15 protein-coding genes and 1 pseudogene are annotated in these 15,898 nt (G+C 68.0%); 5 read left to right on the forward strand and 11 right to left on the reverse strand.

Annotation, left to right across the window (positions count from 1 at the left end; all coding sequences use genetic code 11):
- The first annotated feature begins 346 nt into the window (after positions 1-346).
- From AC27IO_RS12655 to AC27IO_RS12665, 3 genes are all read left to right on the forward strand, one after another.
- A complete protein-coding gene (locus AC27IO_RS12655; protein WP_498739119.1) occupies positions 347-2,518 on the forward strand; it encodes a TonB-dependent siderophore receptor in 2,172 nt (723 codons plus the stop codon).
- A gap of 286 nt (positions 2,519-2,804) precedes the next feature.
- A complete protein-coding gene (locus AC27IO_RS12660; RefSeq protein WP_498739120.1) occupies positions 2,805-3,428 on the forward strand; it encodes a helix-turn-helix transcriptional regulator in 624 nt (207 codons plus the stop codon).
- Positions 3,425-4,705: a type II toxin-antitoxin system HipA family toxin gene (locus AC27IO_RS12665; RefSeq protein ID WP_498739121.1), complete on the forward strand. Its 1,281-nt coding sequence runs from the start codon at positions 3,425-3,427 to the stop codon at positions 4,703-4,705. Before AC27IO_RS12660 ends, AC27IO_RS12665 begins: the two co-directional genes overlap by 4 nt.
- A 100-nt stretch (positions 4,706-4,805) precedes the next feature.
- Here the strand turns inward: AC27IO_RS12665 and AC27IO_RS12670 are convergent.
- From AC27IO_RS12670 to AC27IO_RS12720, 11 genes and pseudogenes are all read right to left on the reverse strand, one after another.
- Positions 4,806-5,814: pseudogene (locus AC27IO_RS12670) on the reverse strand (tripartite tricarboxylate transporter substrate binding protein).
- An 88-nt stretch (positions 5,815-5,902) separates the two neighbouring features.
- Positions 5,903-6,187: a muconolactone Delta-isomerase gene (gene catC, locus AC27IO_RS12675; RefSeq protein ID WP_272565052.1), complete on the reverse strand. Its 285-nt coding sequence runs from the start codon at positions 6,185-6,187 to the stop codon at positions 5,903-5,905.
- 58 nt (positions 6,188-6,245) lie between these two features.
- Positions 6,246-7,580 (reverse strand): short-chain fatty acid transporter, encoded by a 1,335-nt coding sequence (locus AC27IO_RS12680; protein WP_272565053.1) that lies wholly within the window; start codon positions 7,578-7,580, stop codon positions 6,246-6,248.
- 53 nt (positions 7,581-7,633) lie between these two features.
- Positions 7,634-8,359 carry an SDR family oxidoreductase gene (locus tag AC27IO_RS12685; RefSeq protein ID WP_498739122.1) on the reverse strand — a complete coding sequence of 242 codons (726 nt, stop codon included), beginning with the start codon at positions 8,357-8,359 and terminating at the stop codon, positions 7,634-7,636.
- 42 nt (positions 8,360-8,401) lie between these two features.
- Positions 8,402-8,698 (reverse strand): YciI family protein, encoded by a 297-nt coding sequence (locus tag AC27IO_RS12690; protein WP_284393330.1) that lies wholly within the window; start codon positions 8,696-8,698, stop codon positions 8,402-8,404.
- A gap of 113 nt (positions 8,699-8,811) precedes the next feature.
- Positions 8,812-9,879: a cyclase family protein gene (locus AC27IO_RS12695; protein WP_284405378.1), complete on the reverse strand. Its 1,068-nt coding sequence runs from the start codon at positions 9,877-9,879 to the stop codon at positions 8,812-8,814.
- A 30-nt stretch (positions 9,880-9,909) separates the two neighbouring features.
- Positions 9,910-10,086, reverse strand: a complete 177-nt coding sequence (locus AC27IO_RS12700) for an alpha/beta fold hydrolase (RefSeq protein ID WP_498739123.1) — start codon at positions 10,084-10,086, stop codon at positions 9,910-9,912.
- Positions 10,071-10,703 carry an alpha/beta fold hydrolase gene (locus AC27IO_RS12705; protein ID WP_498739124.1) on the reverse strand — a complete coding sequence of 211 codons (633 nt, stop codon included), beginning with the start codon at positions 10,701-10,703 and terminating at the stop codon, positions 10,071-10,073. Before AC27IO_RS12705 ends, AC27IO_RS12700 begins: the two co-directional genes overlap by 16 nt.
- 34 nt (positions 10,704-10,737) lie before the next feature.
- Positions 10,738-11,940, reverse strand: coding sequence for a 3-oxoadipyl-CoA thiolase (gene pcaF, locus AC27IO_RS12710; protein WP_498739125.1), 1,203 nt, complete (start codon positions 11,938-11,940; stop codon positions 10,738-10,740).
- Between the two features lie 50 nt (positions 11,941-11,990).
- Positions 11,991-12,644 (reverse strand): 3-oxoacid CoA-transferase subunit B, encoded by a 654-nt coding sequence (locus AC27IO_RS12715; protein ID WP_498739126.1) that lies wholly within the window; start codon positions 12,642-12,644, stop codon positions 11,991-11,993.
- A gap of 29 nt (positions 12,645-12,673) precedes the next feature.
- Positions 12,674-13,375 carry a 3-oxoacid CoA-transferase subunit A gene (locus AC27IO_RS12720; protein WP_498739127.1) on the reverse strand — a complete coding sequence of 234 codons (702 nt, stop codon included), beginning with the start codon at positions 13,373-13,375 and terminating at the stop codon, positions 12,674-12,676.
- Positions 13,376-13,484: 109 nt separating this feature from the next.
- On the opposite strand from AC27IO_RS12720, the gene AC27IO_RS12725 reads away from it, so the two are divergent.
- On the forward strand, positions 13,485-14,285 hold the full coding sequence (locus tag AC27IO_RS12725) for an IclR family transcriptional regulator domain-containing protein (protein WP_317356270.1): 801 nt from the start codon (positions 13,485-13,487) through the stop codon (positions 14,283-14,285).
- A 159-nt stretch (positions 14,286-14,444) separates the two neighbouring features.
- The coding region (locus AC27IO_RS12730; RefSeq protein ID WP_498739128.1) for a methyl-accepting chemotaxis protein at positions 14,445-15,898 on the forward strand (1,454 nt) is incomplete at its 3' end.

Raw genomic sequence — 15,898 nt, forward strand, 5'->3', positions numbered from 1 at the left:
AAGTCTGGGTGGGCACCTGCGGTCGGCCGACCGCGAACCGCTGCTGGCAGCGCTCTCCACATTGGCACTGCTGTTGCAGGCCCAGGGCGGCTGAGGCGGCCGCAAGACCGCGCTGGCACCCCTGCCAGCGGGTGCAGGCGCGTCACGCGCACGCACGCCGCATGCCGGCTGCAAACCTGCAGAAAGCCCGCCGATGGCCGGCGCCTCTGTCCGACTCGCCCGTTTCACATCAATTTGAATGATAATTATTCTTAATCAAATGGATCCGTCTCTTTTCCATCGCCTGGTCCGGCGGCCTTCCGGCTGGCCGGCGGCCTCTTCCTCGCCCCTCCTCTCCCGCATTTCCATGGTCCACACCCGTTCCGACGCGGCGCACTCGCCTGCCCACGCCACTCCTTTCCTGAGCCCTTCGCTGGCCCGCTCCCCCGCACGCACCCTGTGCCGCTGCGCACTCACGCCACTGGCGCTGTGCCTGTCGCAGGCCGCCATGGCCCAGGCCAGCGCGGACGCGACGCCGCAACTGCAGGAGGTGCGCATCAACGCCAGCACGGAAAAGGACGTGGGCTTCGCCCCGGTGGAAGCCCAGACGGCCGGCAAGGCACCCATGCGCCGGCTGGAAACCCCGCAGTCGGTGAGCGTGGTCACGCGCGAGCAGATGGAGTCGCGCCAGATCGCGAACCTGCAGCAGGCGCTGCAGACCGTGGCCGGCGTGAGCCCGGTCAACTTCGGGCGGCGCGGCTTCGACGACATCAACATCCGGGGCTTTCGCTCCACCGAATCCATCCTCATCGACGGCCTGGTGCAAAGCCCCGGCATGTGGACGCGCCTCACGCCCTACGGCTACGAGCGCTTCGAGGTGCTCAAGGGCGCGGCCTCGGTGCTGTACGGGCAGGTGCAGCCCGGCGGCATCGTCAACGCCATCAGCAAGCGGCCCAAGCGCGATGCTTTGAGCGAAGTGGGCGTGGAGGTGGGCAGCTTCGGCCAGCGCACCTTGCAGGCCGACATCAACCGGCCGCTGAACGAGTCGGGCAAGGCGGCGTTCCGCATCAACGCCCAGGTCTCGAACAGCGACGATCCGACCGACTTCATCTACCGGCGCGACCGCTGGATCGCGCCTTCGCTGTCGCTGGACCTGGGCGCGCAGACCGATCTGGTGCTGTTCGCCACCTACAGCCAGAGCAACTGGATGCGCCAGCAGGGCATCACGCCCTACGGCACGGTGCTGCCCAACCGCAACGGCCCCGTGCGAACCACGCTGTACACGGGCGATCCGAGCTTCGGCGGCTACGACATCGAAAGCACCTCGGTCGGCTACGCGCTGGAGCACCGCTTCTCGCCGCAGATGACGCTGCGCCAGAACGTGCGCTACGAATCGGAGAAGGGCAACGGCAACTTCGTCTCCAACCTGGCGCTGCAGTCCAACCAGCGCCTGCAGAACCGCCAGGCCACACGCCAGTACCTGGACGACGACATGCTGGCCACCGACACCTCGCTGCTGTCGCAGTTTGCCGCCCTGGGCGTGCAGCACCGCCTGGTGACCGGGCTGGACGCACGCACCAGCCACAGCTGGCAAGGCCAGCGGCGCTGCACCATCGGCGCGCTCGACCTGTTCAATCCGGTGTACGGCGCGGCCACCACCTGCCCAGCCGCCTACACCAGCAACGCGCCCGAAAAGCTCAGCGTGATGGGCCTGTACGCGCAGGACCAGATCAAGTTCAACCCGCAATGGACGGCCCTGGTCGGGCTGCGCCGCGACTGGTCGGACAACCAGATCGACGACCGCCTGGCCAACCGGCAGACACGCCAGAAGGATTCCGCCACCACCCTGTCGGCCGGGCTGGTGTACGAGTTCACGCCCGGATGGGCGGCCTACGCCAGCTACGGCGAATCGTTCCTGCCCGTGTCGGGAACCAGCTTCGGCGGCTCGCCCTTCGCGCCGGAGACCGGCAAGCAATGGGAAGCGGGCCTGAAGTACGAGGCACCCGGCGGCGGGCTCACCGGGGCGCTGGCGCTCTTCGACCTCAAGCGCCGCAACGTCACCACCGCCGACCCGGCCAACACCGGCTTCAGCGTGCAGACCGGCGAGCAGCGCGCGCGCGGGCTGGAGCTGGAAGTGGGCGCCGAACTGCTGCGCAGCCTGAAGCTGACGGGCGCCTACACCTATACCGACACGAAGGTCACGCGCGACAACAACGCCGCCATCGTGGGCCTGCCGCTGAACCTCACGCCGCGCCACACGCTGGCCCTGTGGGCCACCTACAAGCTGCCGCAGATGCCGCAGATCACCCTGGGCGCCGGCGCCCGCTACGTGAGCGAGCAGGTCGGCTCGTACCCCTTCACCCTGCCCGCCTACACCGTGGCGGACCTGTCGATCGGCTATGCCGGCTCCAACTACCGCATCACCGCGGGCGTGAAGAACGTGTTCGACAAGGCCTACTACGACGGCGCGATCAACGCCAACGTGGTGTCGCCCGCCCTGCCGCGCAGCTTCAGCGTGGGACTGACGTACTTCTTCTGAAGACCTGGAGACCGGCGGAAGGGCGTTGTTGCCCGCCGCCCGCATGGGAACTGGCCGCCGCCCGCGCCGTGCCCAGCCCCTGCCCCTCGAACCGCCGGCTCGCGCTCCATTCGTGGGCCGGCATCGCTATGGGCCAATCGTTGCCTGTCTCAATTTATTCATAGATATTTATTTTTTCACATTAATCGGCTATCTATGCGAATTTCTTGACTTTCTTGCCCTGATCCCCGGCCAAGCCATTGATTCATAGGTTTCTATTCTTAGGCATTTTCACTAACATCTATGAATGCCGAGACAGAACACCCCTCCCGCAGACTATCCCCAGGCCGTACTGCAGCAGATCGAGCAATTGGCGCAGAACATCGTCATCGCCCGCAAGCGCCGCAGGGAAACGCAGGCGCAGTGGGCCCAGCGGCTGGGTGTGTCGCAGCCGACCATGGCCCGCATCGAGCGGGGCGATCCCTCCGTGGCGATGGCGTCGTATGTCATGTGCCTGTGGCTCATCAACCAGGCGCAGGGGCTGGCCGACCTGATTGCCCCGCAGAACGATCTCGCCTCGCTGGAGCGCGAAGTGGCGAGAGCACGCCCCAAACCCCGGTCTCCGGCCAAGCAAGAAGACAGGGGCAGGAAAGCGGCGACCCAAGGCCGTGCAAAGCGCCCCCCCTCCACCTTGAAGGCAGGCGCTGCGCCCGACAGCGGGGCTCCCCATTCGCCCCCCCGGGTGGCGAACCGGCCATCCGCATCGTCCAGAGAAGCCTTGCGCGACGTTCCTGTGCCGGACAGGAAAGTGGAGATCGAAAAAGCCCTGCGGGATTTCGCTGAAGAAAAACGGCGAGCTGAGCGATTTCTGCCCAATGCCGCTTCAGGCCTGGCCGCCCTGATCGCCGGCATCAAGAAAGAGCGGCCATGACGCTGCCAGGAGGGGTCACGCCCCGTACCTACGCGCCGCAGGACACGCTCTGCGTCTGGACCCTGGTCAACCCGGCCGCCCCCGTGCTGACAGGCTCCGTGGCCCTGTCGCCGCTGGTGACCAACTGCGCCACCTTCACCTACGCCGCGGACTGGTGGGAATTCGCGCTGAGCGAAGACCTGCCGCTCATCGCGGGCCAGACCTTCAGCGCAGGGCACAAGGACACCGCCCCCGGCGCCATCGACGACGCGCGGCCCGACCGGTGGGGCGAGCGCATCATCCGCCACATCGACCGGCCCGCGCGCCTGTCGATTTTGGAGATGCTGCTGTTCGCCGGGGACGACCGCTTCGGCGCCTTGGGCATCTCCACCTCCGCCGAGCGCTACGTGCCCCGGCGCATCGGGCCCTATCCGCAGCTGCGCGATCTGGCCTCGCTGGCGCAGGCCGTGGAAGACGTGCAGACGCAAGCGCCCATCACGCCGGACATCCAGCGCCTGGTGCAGCCCGGCGTCACGCTGGGCGGCGCACGGCCCAAGGCACTGCTGCAGACCGACAAAGGCCCCTGCGTGGTCAAGTTCAGCGAATGGGACGACGCCGTGGACACGCCGCTGATCGAACACGCCACCATGACGCTGGCGGCGCAGGCCGGCATTCACGTGGCCACCACCGGCGTGCTGCCCCTGCCCTCGCGGCACGCGCACGGCAAGCGGCGCCATGCGCTGACCATCGAGCGCTTCGACCGGCTCGACATCGGCGGGCAGACCCTGCGGGTGCATTGCCTCTCGGCCCGGACGGCGCTGGCGGCGGCGGGCCTTGCGGAAAGCTACGGGGCGCTGGCCACCGTGCTGCGGCGCCAGGCCCATCCGGACCGGCAGAAAGCCCAGCGCGAAGAGCTGTTCCAGCGCATGGTGTTCAACATCCTCATGGACAACACGGACGACCACGAACGCAACCACTGCCTGCGGCTGGGCTGGGACGGGTACTACGAGCTGTCGCCCGCGTTCGACGTGGTGCCCACGCTGCAGAACATGGGCTACCAGGCCATGGTGGTCGGCCGGCACGGCGCCGAATCCACGTTGGAGAACGCGCTGACGGACCTGAGCGAGTTCGGCATTCCGCGCGCCCGGGCCATCGAGCTCATCCAGGCCGTGGCACGCACGGTGGACCAGTGGCCGCAGCACTTTGCCGGCCACGGCGTGGACGCGAACGACATGGCACTGCTGCACGCGAGCATCGACCGCGATGCGCTCAAGGCGCAGCGCCAGGCGTTCTGCTGAGTCGGCGCCGGCGCCTGCGATTCAAGCGGCCGGCACTGGCATGAAAAATGCCACCAGCGCAAATTCCACTAGGGCATATAGCTATCAAAAATATAGCAAATCAATCCACGCTGGCGCCGGACTCCTTCACGACCTTGCCCCACTTGGCGCTTTCGGCCTGGATGAAGGCGGCGAACTGCTCGGGCGTCTCGCTCACCGGCTCGGCGCCCTGGTCGGCCAGTTTCTTTTTTCGTCTCGGGCTGCGACAGCACCTTGACCAGGGCCTTGTTCAATTGCGCCACGATGGGCGCAGGCGTGCCGGCGGGCGCGAACATGCCGAACCACGACGTGGCCTCGTAACCCGGCACACCGGCTTCGGCGATGGTGGGCACGTCGGGCAGCTCGGGCGAGCGCTTGGCCGTGGTCACGGCGATGGGGCGCAGCTTGCCCGAGCGCACATGCTGGATGGCCGAGGGCATGTTGTCGAACATGATGCCGATCTGGTTGCCCAGCAGGTCGGTCACGGCCGGGGCGCTGCCCTTGTAGGGCACGTGCTGCATGTCCACCTTGGCCATGCTCTTGAACAGCTCGCCCGACAGGTGGATGGAGCTGCCGCTGCCGGACGAGCCGAAGTTCACCTTGCCGGGGTTGGCCTTGGCATAGGCGATCAGCTCCTGCACCGTCTTGTAGGGCTGGTTGGGGTTGGCCACCAGCAGGTTGGGCACGTTGGCCACGCGCGTGAGCGGCGCGAAGTCCTTCACCGGATCGAATGGCATCTTCTTGTAGAGCGCGGCGTTGATGGCGTGCGTGCCCACCGTGCCCATGAAGAGCGTGTAGCCGTCGGCCGGGGCGCGCGCGGCCATCTGGCCGCCGATGTTGCCGCCCGCGCCGGCGCGGTTGTCCACCACCACCGACTGGCCCAGCTCCGCGGACAGGCCCTGGCCGATCACGCGCGCCAGGATGTCGGTGGTGCCGCCGGCTGCGAAGGGCACGATGATGGTGATGGGCTTGTTGGGGAACGCCTGCGCGAACGCGGTGGGCACCGCAGCGGTGGCGGCCACGGCCAGGGCGGCGGCCAGCAGGGTGCGGCGATGGGCGGCGAAGCGAAGGCTTGGGCGGACGGAAGTCATGTTGTTTCCTCGGATCTCTTTATGGGGATGAAAAGCGGGGCGCGTGGCGGGTGCGGCGCCCGCCAGCGGGGCGCAGCGGCCAACGCCGTTATTCCTGCACGATGGACGACGGGTGATTGGCCAGCGGCGTCACCTTGATCTGCATGTAGGGGAACAGCGGCAGGCCGCTCAGAATCGTGTGCAGCTCGTCATTGCTGGCGACGTCGAAGATGCTCACGTTGGCGTATTCGCCGACGACGCGCCACAGGTGGCGCCACTTCCCGCCCTGCTGCAGCTGCTGCGAATATTCCTTCTCCTTGCGCTTGATCTCGTCGGCCACTTCGGGGGCCAGCGTGGACGGGATGTTCACCGTCATTTCAGCCATGAACAGCATCGTTTGCTCCTTGAAAACGAAAAGGGATGGAAAGGGAAGAAAAGAGAGGCGCCTGCGGTCACAGGTGCGGCCAGACCAGCATGGTCACGGCATAGATCGCGCCGACCAGCAGCATGGAGACCACCGTGTAGCCCATGATGTCTTTCAGCTTGAGCTTGGACAGCGCCAGCGCCGGCAGGATCCAGAACGGCTGCACCAGATCGTTCCAGCCGTTGCCCAGCATCACCGACATGGCGGTCTGCGCCTGCGAGGCGCCCAGCGTGGTGGCCGCGTTGATCATGAACGGGCCCTGCAGCACCCAGTGCCCGCCGCCCGAAGGCGCGAAGAAGTTGATGACGAACGAACTCACCAGGCCCCACAGCGGCAGTGTGTCGGCGGTGGAGACGCTCACGAACACGTGCGCGATGGACTCCACCAGGCCCGAGCCGTGCATGATGGCCATGATGCCGGCGTAGAACGGGAACTGCAGGATGATCCCGCCGATGGTCTTCACGCCTTCGTTGACCTTCTCCACATACTTCATCGGCGTGCCCAGCAGCAGCACCCCGAGGAACAGGATGAAGAAGTTGATCATGTTCAGGTCGAGGTTGCCGCCCTGGATGAAATGCATGGCCACGTACGCCATGCCGCACAGGCCGATCAGCAGGCTCAGCACGCGGCTGTTGTTCAGGCGCCAGGCCAGCGTCTTCTCGTCGCCCAGCAGGTGTTCGGCACTGGCGGGCTTGGTGTCGGCCACGGTGGCCGGGTCCAGTTCCACGACCGGCTCGCCCTTCTTGGGGTGCATGGTGGCGTTGAGCAGCGGCAGCGCGATGAGCACGGCCAGGCTGGTCAGCAGGATGGGCGCGGAGAAGATCGTCTGCGTGAGCGGGATCAGCCCCATGGTGCTTTCGAACGCGTGGCCCTTGGTGGAGATGAGCACGGGGATGGTCGCCGAGAAACCCAGGCTGTACATGGTGAAGCCCGTGTACGCCGCCGCGATGATGAGCGGGTAGTGCACGCCCTTGACCTTGAGCGCCAGCTTGCGCGCCATGATGCCGCCGATCACCAGGCCGAAGCCCCAGTTGAGGTAGCTGCCCACGCAGCCCACGATGGTGGCGACGATGATGGCCTGGCGCGGCGTGTGCACGTGCGAGGCGATGCGGTCGAGGAAGCGGTCCACGATGGGCGCGGCCGCCAGCACGTAGCCCATCACCAGGATCACCGCCATCTGCGTGGTGAAGGCCAGCAGGCTCCAGAAGCCCTTGCCCCAGTCCTGCACCACGGCGTTGATGGGGCGATTTTCCACCCCGAAGGCAAGCGCCATGGTCAGCAGCGTGAGCATGATCGCGAAGACGAACGGATCGGGCAGGTAGCGCCGCATCAGTTCGGTGAAGAAGGCGGTGATTTTCGACATGGAAATTGTCTCTTTGGTGTTGTGAGGTTTTGAGAAAACGCGAGGAGGAAGCGCTAGACCCCGGCCACGCCCACGGTCATGCCACCGCAGACGTACAAGACCTGGCCGGTGACGAAGCCGCTGCGCGCATCGAGCAGATAGGACACGGCATGCGCCACGTCGTCCGGCGTGCCCACGCGCTTGACGGGCACCGAGTCGATGATGGCCTTGGTGCGCGGCGCATCGGGCGGGTTGGCGCGGTCGAACAGCTCGGTGCGGATGGGGCCCGGGCCGATGGCGTTGGCCGTCACGCCGTGGCGGCCCAGCTCCAGCGCCCACACGCGCGTCATGCCGATCAGGCCGGCCTTGGTGGCCGAATACGCGGTGCGCAGCTCCTTGCCCAATGCGGCGCGCGAGGACATGTTCACGATGCGCCCGAAGCCCGCCGCCTGCATGCCCGGCAGCAGCGCCTGCATGCACTGCAGCGCGCAGCGCAGGTTCAGCGCCACGGCGAGGTCGAATTGCTCCAGCGTCTGATCCGCGGCTTCGGCAGGCACCACGATGCCCACGTTGTTGACCAGGCGCGTGATGGGCCCGCCCGCCAGCGCTTGCTGCAGGGCCCGCGCGGTGTCGGCGGTGTCGGACAGGTCGGCCTGAATGCCGCCGGGCGAGTGGGCGATCGCGCGGTCGATGATGACGGGCTCGTAGCCGTCGGCGCGGCAGCGCTCGGCCGTCGCCGCGCCGATGCCGGCGCCGCCGCCGGTGATGAGAACGCGCTCGCGTGCGGGTGCAGTGGTCATGGAAGGTCTTTCTTCTTCAGGGAATGCAGGGGCGCGTGGGGTTTACAGGTAGCTCTGTCCATCGACGTAGGCCTTGCGCCAGCGCGTGAGCGTGACGCGCTCGAACAGGCCTGCGGCGTGGAACGGGTCGGATTCGATGAAGCGCTGCGCCTCTTCGCGCGAATCGAGCGCCACCACGTACAGGCCGCCCCCCAGATCCTTGCCGTCGTCGGCCAGCTTGGCGCCGCAGGCCAGCAGCAGGGCTTTGTGCTGGTCGAGGAACGCCAGGTGCGCGGCCCGCGTGGCCTGGCGCACGTGCTGGTGATCGGGTTTGTCGAAGGTCTCGATGATGAAAGGCACAACAGTCTCCGTGTGCACGGCGGTTCGGCACATTGCAAACGCCGGTCAACCGGCTTCAGGGGATGGATTTCCGCGCAGTGCGCACTGCGCGGAACGGGGTGACGGTCAGGGCTTCAGACGGTGGCGACCGGCGTCACGGGCGAGGCGATGGCCCCGGGCAAATTCAACGGCGGCGCCGTCAGCAGGAATCGCGAGCGGTGGCGCGCACGCAGCCACGCGGCCAGCGGCGTCAGGTGCCACAGCTCGCCCAGGTGCACGCCCAGCTTGAACAGGCAGTGCTCGTGCAGCGGCAGCGCGGCGCAGCAGGCCGGGCCCGCCTTGGCGGGGAAGGCCTCGACGGCGTAGTTGTCGGCGGCGATGGCGGCGAGCTGGCTGTCGGTGATCCACTGCAGCAGCCTGTCGTCGCGCCCGTCCAGCACGGCGCAGCTATCCGCCAGCACGGCCGGATCGGGGTGCCTGCGCATGCCCAGCACCACGTCGGCAAAGCCCGTGTGCAGGCAGACGATGTCGCCCGGCTCCACGGCCACGCCGTCGGCCTCCAGCACGCGCATCAGCGTGTCGTAGCCGACCACGGTGCGGGCATCGCCCAGGTGCGCGCGCAGATCGATCATCACGCCGCGGCCCTGCACGCCCGTGCGGGCCATGCCCTCGATGCCCAGCGCATGCGCGGCCGAGGTGCTGGTGGCCGCGCCCGGCGCGGCGGGCACGCCGGCATCGCGCACGTCGTCCGGGCCCACGATGTCGCGGCCGGCGGCATAGCCGTTGTAGTACAGCGCTTCGGGCAGGCCGTCGCCATTGGCGTCGAACATCGAGCCCGCGTGCGCCAGGCCATCCCACTGCGTGGAGTACTGCAGGTGCAGGATGGCCAGGTCGTCCGACAACACGTCGGTGCGGCCCGGCTCCAGCGCACCCAGCAGGCAATTGAAGTTGACCAGCCCCTTGCGCAGCAGCGGCCGCAACACGGGCGGCTGGCGATTGGGGTTGAGGGCATTGCCGCCGGGATAGTCCAGCGGCAGGCTCAGCGCGAAGGCCAGGCCCTCTTGCACTTCGGCCACGCCCTGGCGCACCTTTTCGGGCGTGAGCAGGTTCAGGCGGCCCAGTTGGTCATGGGGGCCGAAGTCGCCCCAGGTGGATCCGGCGGGCCGGTGCTGCCAGCGGGGGTTGGTGGGCTGCGGGTCCATGCGGTCTCGGTCTCTCTTCGTGCCCGCGGCTCAGCGCGCCAGGAAAGCGGCCAGCGCGGCGTCGAACGCGGCCGGCGCTTCCAGGTTGGACAGGTGCGAGGCCGGCACTTGCGCCAGCTGCGCGCCCGCGATGATGGCCTGCATGGCCTGCGCATCGGCCACCGTGGTCACCGGGTCGGCGCTGCCGGCGATCAGCAGTGTGGGCACGCTGATGGCACGGATGGCGCTGCGCAGGTCGGCCTGGGCCAGGGCCTCGCAGCAGGCGGCATAGCCCTCGGGGGCAATGCCGGCGATCCAGCCCTGGGCGCGCTGCACCACGGCGGCTGCGCAGCCACGAAGGCATCGGTGAACCAGCGGCTGGGCGACGATGCGGCCAGCTCGGCCATGGCCGCCGTGCCCTTCTCGCGGACCAGCGTGGCGCGCGATGTCCAGCCCTCGGCCGTGCCGATCTTCGCGGCGCTGTTGGCCACAACCAGGTGGTTCAGCCGCGCGGGGGCATTCACGCCCAGCCACAGGCCGGTGAGGCCGCCCATCGAGATGCCGCAGAAGCTGGCGCGCTCGATGTCCAGCGCATCGAGCAGCGCCAGCACGTCGCTGCCCAACTGGTCGACCGTGTACGGGCCGGGCGAGGCCACGCTCGCGCCGTGGCCGCGCGTGTCGTAGCGCAGCACGCGGTGCGTGGTGGCGAAGCGCGCGGCTTGCGCGTCCCACATCTCCAGGGTGGTGCCCAGGGAGTTGGACAGCACCAGCACGGGTGCGCCTTCGGGACCGTCCAGGCGCACGCGGAAGGCGCCGGCGGGGGTATGGAGGGTGGCGGTGGACACGGGCTTGATTTCCTGGGGTTTGGCAGCGGGCCGATCAGACGCGTTCAAGCACCACGGCGATGCCCTGCCCCACGCCGATGCACATGGTGGCCAGCGCGTAGCGGCCCCCCGTGGCATGCAGGCGGTTCACGGCCGTGGTGGCCAGGCGCGCGCCGCTGGCGCCCAGCGGATGGCCCAGCGCGATGGCGCCGCCCCAGGCGTTCACGCGCGCGTCGTCGTCCTGCAGGCCCAGTTGGCGCAGCACGGCGATGCCTTGCGCGGCGAAGGCCTCGTTGAGTTCGATCACATCGAGCTGATCGAGCGTGAGGCCCGTCAGCTGCAACACCTTCTGCGTGGCCGGCGCGGGACCGATGCCCATCACGCGCGGGGCCACGCCGGCCGTGGCCATGCCGACCACGCGGGCCTTCGGCGTGAGGCCGTGCCGGGCGGCGCTCGCCTCATCGGCCAGCAACAGCGCGCAGGCGCCGTCGTTCACGCCGCTGGCGTTGCCGGCCGTCACCGTGCCGCCTTCGCGCACCACGGGCTTGAGCTTGGCCAGCGCTTCCAGGCTGGTCTCGCGCGGGTGCTCGTCCTGGTCCACGGTGACGGGCTCGCCCTTCTTCTGCGGCACCTGCACGGGCGTGATCTCACGCGCCAGATGGCCGGCCTGCTGGGCGGCCACGGCCCTGCGTTGGCTGGCGAGGGCCATGCGGTCCTGTGCTTCGCGCTCGATGCCGTAGTCGTCGGCCACGTTCTCGGCCGTCTCGGGCATCGAATCCACGCCGTACTGCGCCTTCATGAGCTTGTTGACGAAGCGCCAGCCGATGGTGGTGTCGTACACCGCATTGGCGCGGCTGAAGGCGGTTTCGGCCTTCGGCATCACGAAGGGGGCGCGGCTCATGCTCTCCACGCCGCCGGCGATCATCAGGCCCGCTTCGCCGGACTTGATGGCGCGCGCGGCCGTGCCCACGGCGTCCAGGCCCGAGCCGCACAGGCGGTTGATCGTGGCGCCGGGCACGTCGATCGGCAGGCCGGCCAGCAGAGCGGACATGCGGGCGACGTTGCGGTTGTCTTCGCCGGCCTGGTTGGCGCAGCCGTAGAGCACGTCCACCACGGCGGCCCAGTCCACGTTCGGGTTGCGGGCCATCAGCGCCTTGAGCGGGATGGCGCCCAGGTCGTCGGTGCGCACGCTGGACAGGGCACCGCCGTAGCGGCCGAAGGGCGTGCGGATGGCGTCGCAGATGAAGGCTTGCGTCATGGTCTTTGTCTCCAGGGTGTTGGTCGGAAAAGGCGCCGCGGCGGCCGGTGTCAGGCGTGCGATGGCCGGATGGGCAGGCCCACGAGGCGTTCGAGTTCGGCATGGTCGAGGCCCGGCACGGCATCGATGAGCACCAGGCCCTCGGGCGTGCAGGCCAGCGTGGCCAGGTCGCTGTAGATGCGCTTGACGCAGCCGATGCCGGTCAGCGGGTAAGTGCATTGCGGCACGACCTTGGACTGGCCCTGCTTGGTGAGCAGGTCCATCATCACCCAGGTCTGCTTGGCACCGATGGCCAGGTCCATGGCGCCGCCCACGGCGGGGATGGCGCCGGGCTCGCCCGTGCTCCAGTTGGCCAGGTCGCCCATGGCGCTGACCTGGAAGGCGCCCAGCACGCAGATGTCCAGGTGGCCGCCGCGCATCATGGCGAAGCTGTCGGCATGGTGGAAGTACGCACCGCCCGCCAGCAGCGTGACGGGCTGCTTGCCGGCGTTGATGAGGTCGTAGTCCTCGTCGCCCGCGGCCGGCGCCGGGCCCATGCCCAGGATGCCGTTCTCGCTTTGCAGGATGACTTCGCGGCCCGGCGGAATGTGGTTGGCCACCAGCGTGGGCTGGCCGATGCCCAGGTTGACGTAGGCACCGTCGTGGATGTCCTGCGCCACGCGGGCGGCCAGTTCGTCTTTGCTTCTTTTTTGATAGCTGCTCACGCTAGCTCCTGTTGCGCTGGGGGCCATTTTCATGCTGACTTCTTGAAGCCGCCGGCCTGCGTGGCCACGCGGTCGATCCGCACCACGTGGCTCACGTAGATGCCGGGCGTGACGATGGCCTCGGGGTCGAGCGCGCCCAGCTCCACCACCTCGTGCACCGTGGCCACGGTGCGCCGCGCGGCGGTGGCCATGACGGGGCCGAAGTTGCGGGCGGACATGCGGTAGGTGAGGTTGCCCCAGCGGTCGCCCCGCTCGGCCTTGATCAGCGCCACATCGCCCTGGATGGGGTACTCCAGCACATACTGCTTGCCGCCGATCTCGCGCGTCTCCTTGCCCTTGGCCAGCTCCGTGCCGTAGCCCGTGGGACAGAAGAAGGCGCCGATGCCCGCCCCGGCCGCGCGAAGGCGCTCGGCCAGGTTGCCCTGGGGCACCAGTTCCAGCTCCAGCTGGCCGGAGCGGTACAGGCCGTCGAACACGTGGCTGTCCACCTGGCGCGGAAAGCTGCAGATGATCTTGCGCACCCGCCCGGCCTTGAGCAGCGCGGCCAGGCCCGCGTCGGCGTTGCCGGCGTTGTTGTTCACCACGGTGAGGTCGCGCGCGCCCTGATCGATCAGCCCGTCGATCAGTTCGCCGGGAATGCCGGCGGTGCCGAAGCCGCCGATCAGCACGGTGGCGCCATCCTGGATGCCCGACAGGGCCTGGGCCACGGAATCCGCAATCTTGTTGATCATGGGGAAAGGAGAAGCCTAAAGGTGAGAATTCGGGTCCCGCCTCAGCGGCGGGATGTTTGTTCGCATATAGAACAAATGTTCGTATAATGAATTTTAGGACCAAATGCTTATGAGCGATACCCCCGCGGAGACTGGTGATAACCCTAGGCCGGGCGACAGCTATGTGCAGTCGTTCGCCCGTGGGCTGGAGGTGATCCGCTCGTTCAGCGCCACCGCGCCGCAGCAGACGCTGAGCGAAGTGGCCGCCCGCACGGGCCTCACGCGCGCCGGGGCGCGGCGCATCCTGCTCACCTTGCAGACGCTGGGGTATGTGGAAAGCGATGGGCGGCTGTTCCGGCTGACCCCGCGCATCCTGGACCTGGGCTTTGCCTACCTGTCGTCCATGCCGATCTGGGATCTGGCCGAGCCGACGATGGAAGCGCTGGTGGATCAGGTGCACGAATCCTGCTCGGCCGCCGTGCTGGACGGCAGCGACATCGTCTACGTGCTGCGCGTGCACACCCACAAGATCATGAGCACCAACCTGGGCGTGGGCTCGCGCCTGCCCGCCTTCTGGACGTCGATGGGCCGCGTGCTGCTGGCCGGCCAGCCCGATGCCGACGTGGCCGCCCTGCTGCCGAGGGTGCCGCGCCAGCGGCTCACGCCTCACACCCTGCTGGACGACGACGCCCTGCTCGCCGCCGTGCGCCAGGCCCGGGCGCAGGGCTGGTGCCTGATCAACCAGGAACTGGAAGAGGGCCTGATCTCGGTCGCCGCACCGCTGCGCAACCGGGCGGGGGAAACGGTGGCGGCACTCAACATCAGCGGGCAGGCCAACCGGACCAGCGCCGAGATGATGCAGACCGAGTTGCTGCCGGCCCTGCTCAAGGCCGCCGAAGCCATTTCGCGCACGCTGGGCACCCGCCGCTGACACGCCGGCCGCTGTGGAATTTTTCCCACAGCCGGCCGGCACAGCCGCCAAAAAACAGGCGGCGCCCAAGGCCCCTGGCAATTAGTGGTTACGATTAATGACAAATAGGCAGCTTGCTGTTGCCATCTCTCCAATCGGTCATTTCCAGAAGTCCCTTCCATGAAAAATCTCAAACTGGGCGTGCGCCTGGGCCTCGGCTTCGGCGTGGTGCTCCTGCTCATGGCAATCATCACCGGCATGAGCCTGTTCCGCCTCGCCGACCAGGACGAAGCCTCGCAGCAACTCATCACCGACCTGTACCCCAAGGCCGCGGCCAGCCAGCAGCTGTCCTACCTCACCATGGACACGGCACGCGTGGTACGCAACCTCATCATCCTGGCCGATGAAAAAGCCATGGTGCCCAACAAGGCGGCGCTGGACAAGAACGTCGCATCGATGGGCACGCTCATCGGCACACTGGAAAAACTGGCCGACACCGCAGAAGAACGCGCGCTCATCCAGGACATCAAGACCCAGAGCGCAGCCTACATCGCATTCAGCCAGGATGTAGGCGCCCTCGGCGTGCAGAACAAGAACGAGGAGGGCCAGCAACTGCTGTTCGGCCCCCGCTACGCCATTCAGGGCACCTTCCTGGCCACCCTGAAGAAGATGGTGGACCTGCAGGAAAAGAACATGCAGGACGGCGGCGCCGCAGCCCACGCCGCTTACCTCACCGCCCGCACGATCGTCTGGGTGGTGGCGCTCATCGCCGCGCTGATCGGTGCGGTCTGCGCTTTCTTCATCACGCGTTCCGTCACGGCCCCCTTGCAGGACGCCGTGGACGCCGCCGACCGCGTGGCCGACGGCAACCTGAGCGTGCCGATCGTTTCCCAATCCAGGGACGAAACCGGTGCCCTGCTGACTGCCCTGCAGCGCATGCAGAGCAACCTGGTGCAGACCGTGGGCACCGTGCGCGGCAATGCCGAGAGCGTGGCCACCGCCAGCGCGGAGATCGCCCAGGGCAACAATGACCTGAGCCAGCGCACCGAGCAGCAGGCCTCGGCCCTGGAAGAGACGGCCGCGTCCATGGAGGAACTGGGCAGCACCGTGCGCCAGAACGCCGACAACGCCCGCCAGGCCAACCAACTCGCGCAGGATGCGAGCGACGTCGCGGTGAAGGGCGGCGAGGTGGTCAACCAGGTGGTGGACACCATGAAGGGCATCAACGACAGCTCGCGCAAGATCTCGGACATCATCTCCGTGATCGACAGCATTGCCTTCCAGACCAACATCCTGGCGCTGAACGCGGCCGTGGAAGCGGCCCGCGCCGGCGAGCAGGGCCGGGGCTTCGCCGTGGTGGCCAGCGAGGTGCGCAGCCTGGCCGGGCGCAGCGCCGAGGCCGCCAAGGAGATCAAGAACCTCATCACCATCAGCGTGGACCGCGTGGGCCAGGGCACCACGCTGGTGAACCAGGCTGGCGTGACCATGGACGAGGTGGTCGCCTCGGTGCGGCGGGTGACTGACATCATGGGCGAGATCAGCGCCGCCAGCAGCGAGCAGAGCGCCGGCGTGGAGCAGGTGGGCCAGGCCATCACCCAGATGGACCAGGTCACCCAGCAGAACGCCGCGCTGGT

This window comes from Acidovorax sp. KNOB132 (assembly GCF_057541515.1).

Coding starts and splice junctions, on each gene's coding strand:
- AC27IO_RS12655 (WP_498739119.1), top strand. CDS start 347: ATGGTCCACACCCGTTCCGACGCGGCGCACTCGCCTGCCCACGCCACT.
- AC27IO_RS12685 (WP_498739122.1), bottom strand. CDS start 8,359: ATGACCACTGCACCCGCACGCGAGCGCGTTCTCATCACCGGCGGCGGC.
- AC27IO_RS12665 (WP_498739121.1), top strand. CDS start 3,425: ATGACGCTGCCAGGAGGGGTCACGCCCCGTACCTACGCGCCGCAGGAC.
- pcaF (WP_498739125.1), bottom strand. CDS start 11,940: ATGACGCAAGCCTTCATCTGCGACGCCATCCGCACGCCCTTCGGCCGC.
- AC27IO_RS12660 (WP_498739120.1), top strand. CDS start 2,805: ATGCCGAGACAGAACACCCCTCCCGCAGACTATCCCCAGGCCGTACTG.
- AC27IO_RS12725 (WP_317356270.1), top strand. CDS start 13,485: ATGAGCGATACCCCCGCGGAGACTGGTGATAACCCTAGGCCGGGCGAC.
- AC27IO_RS12695 (WP_284405378.1), bottom strand. CDS start 9,879: ATGGACCCGCAGCCCACCAACCCCCGCTGGCAGCACCGGCCCGCCGGA.
- AC27IO_RS12680 (WP_272565053.1), bottom strand. CDS start 7,580: ATGTCGAAAATCACCGCCTTCTTCACCGAACTGATGCGGCGCTACCTG.
- AC27IO_RS12720 (WP_498739127.1), bottom strand. CDS start 13,375: ATGATCAACAAGATTGCGGATTCCGTGGCCCAGGCCCTGTCGGGCATC.
- catC (WP_272565052.1), bottom strand. CDS start 6,187: ATGCTGTTCATGGCTGAAATGACGGTGAACATCCCGTCCACGCTGGCC.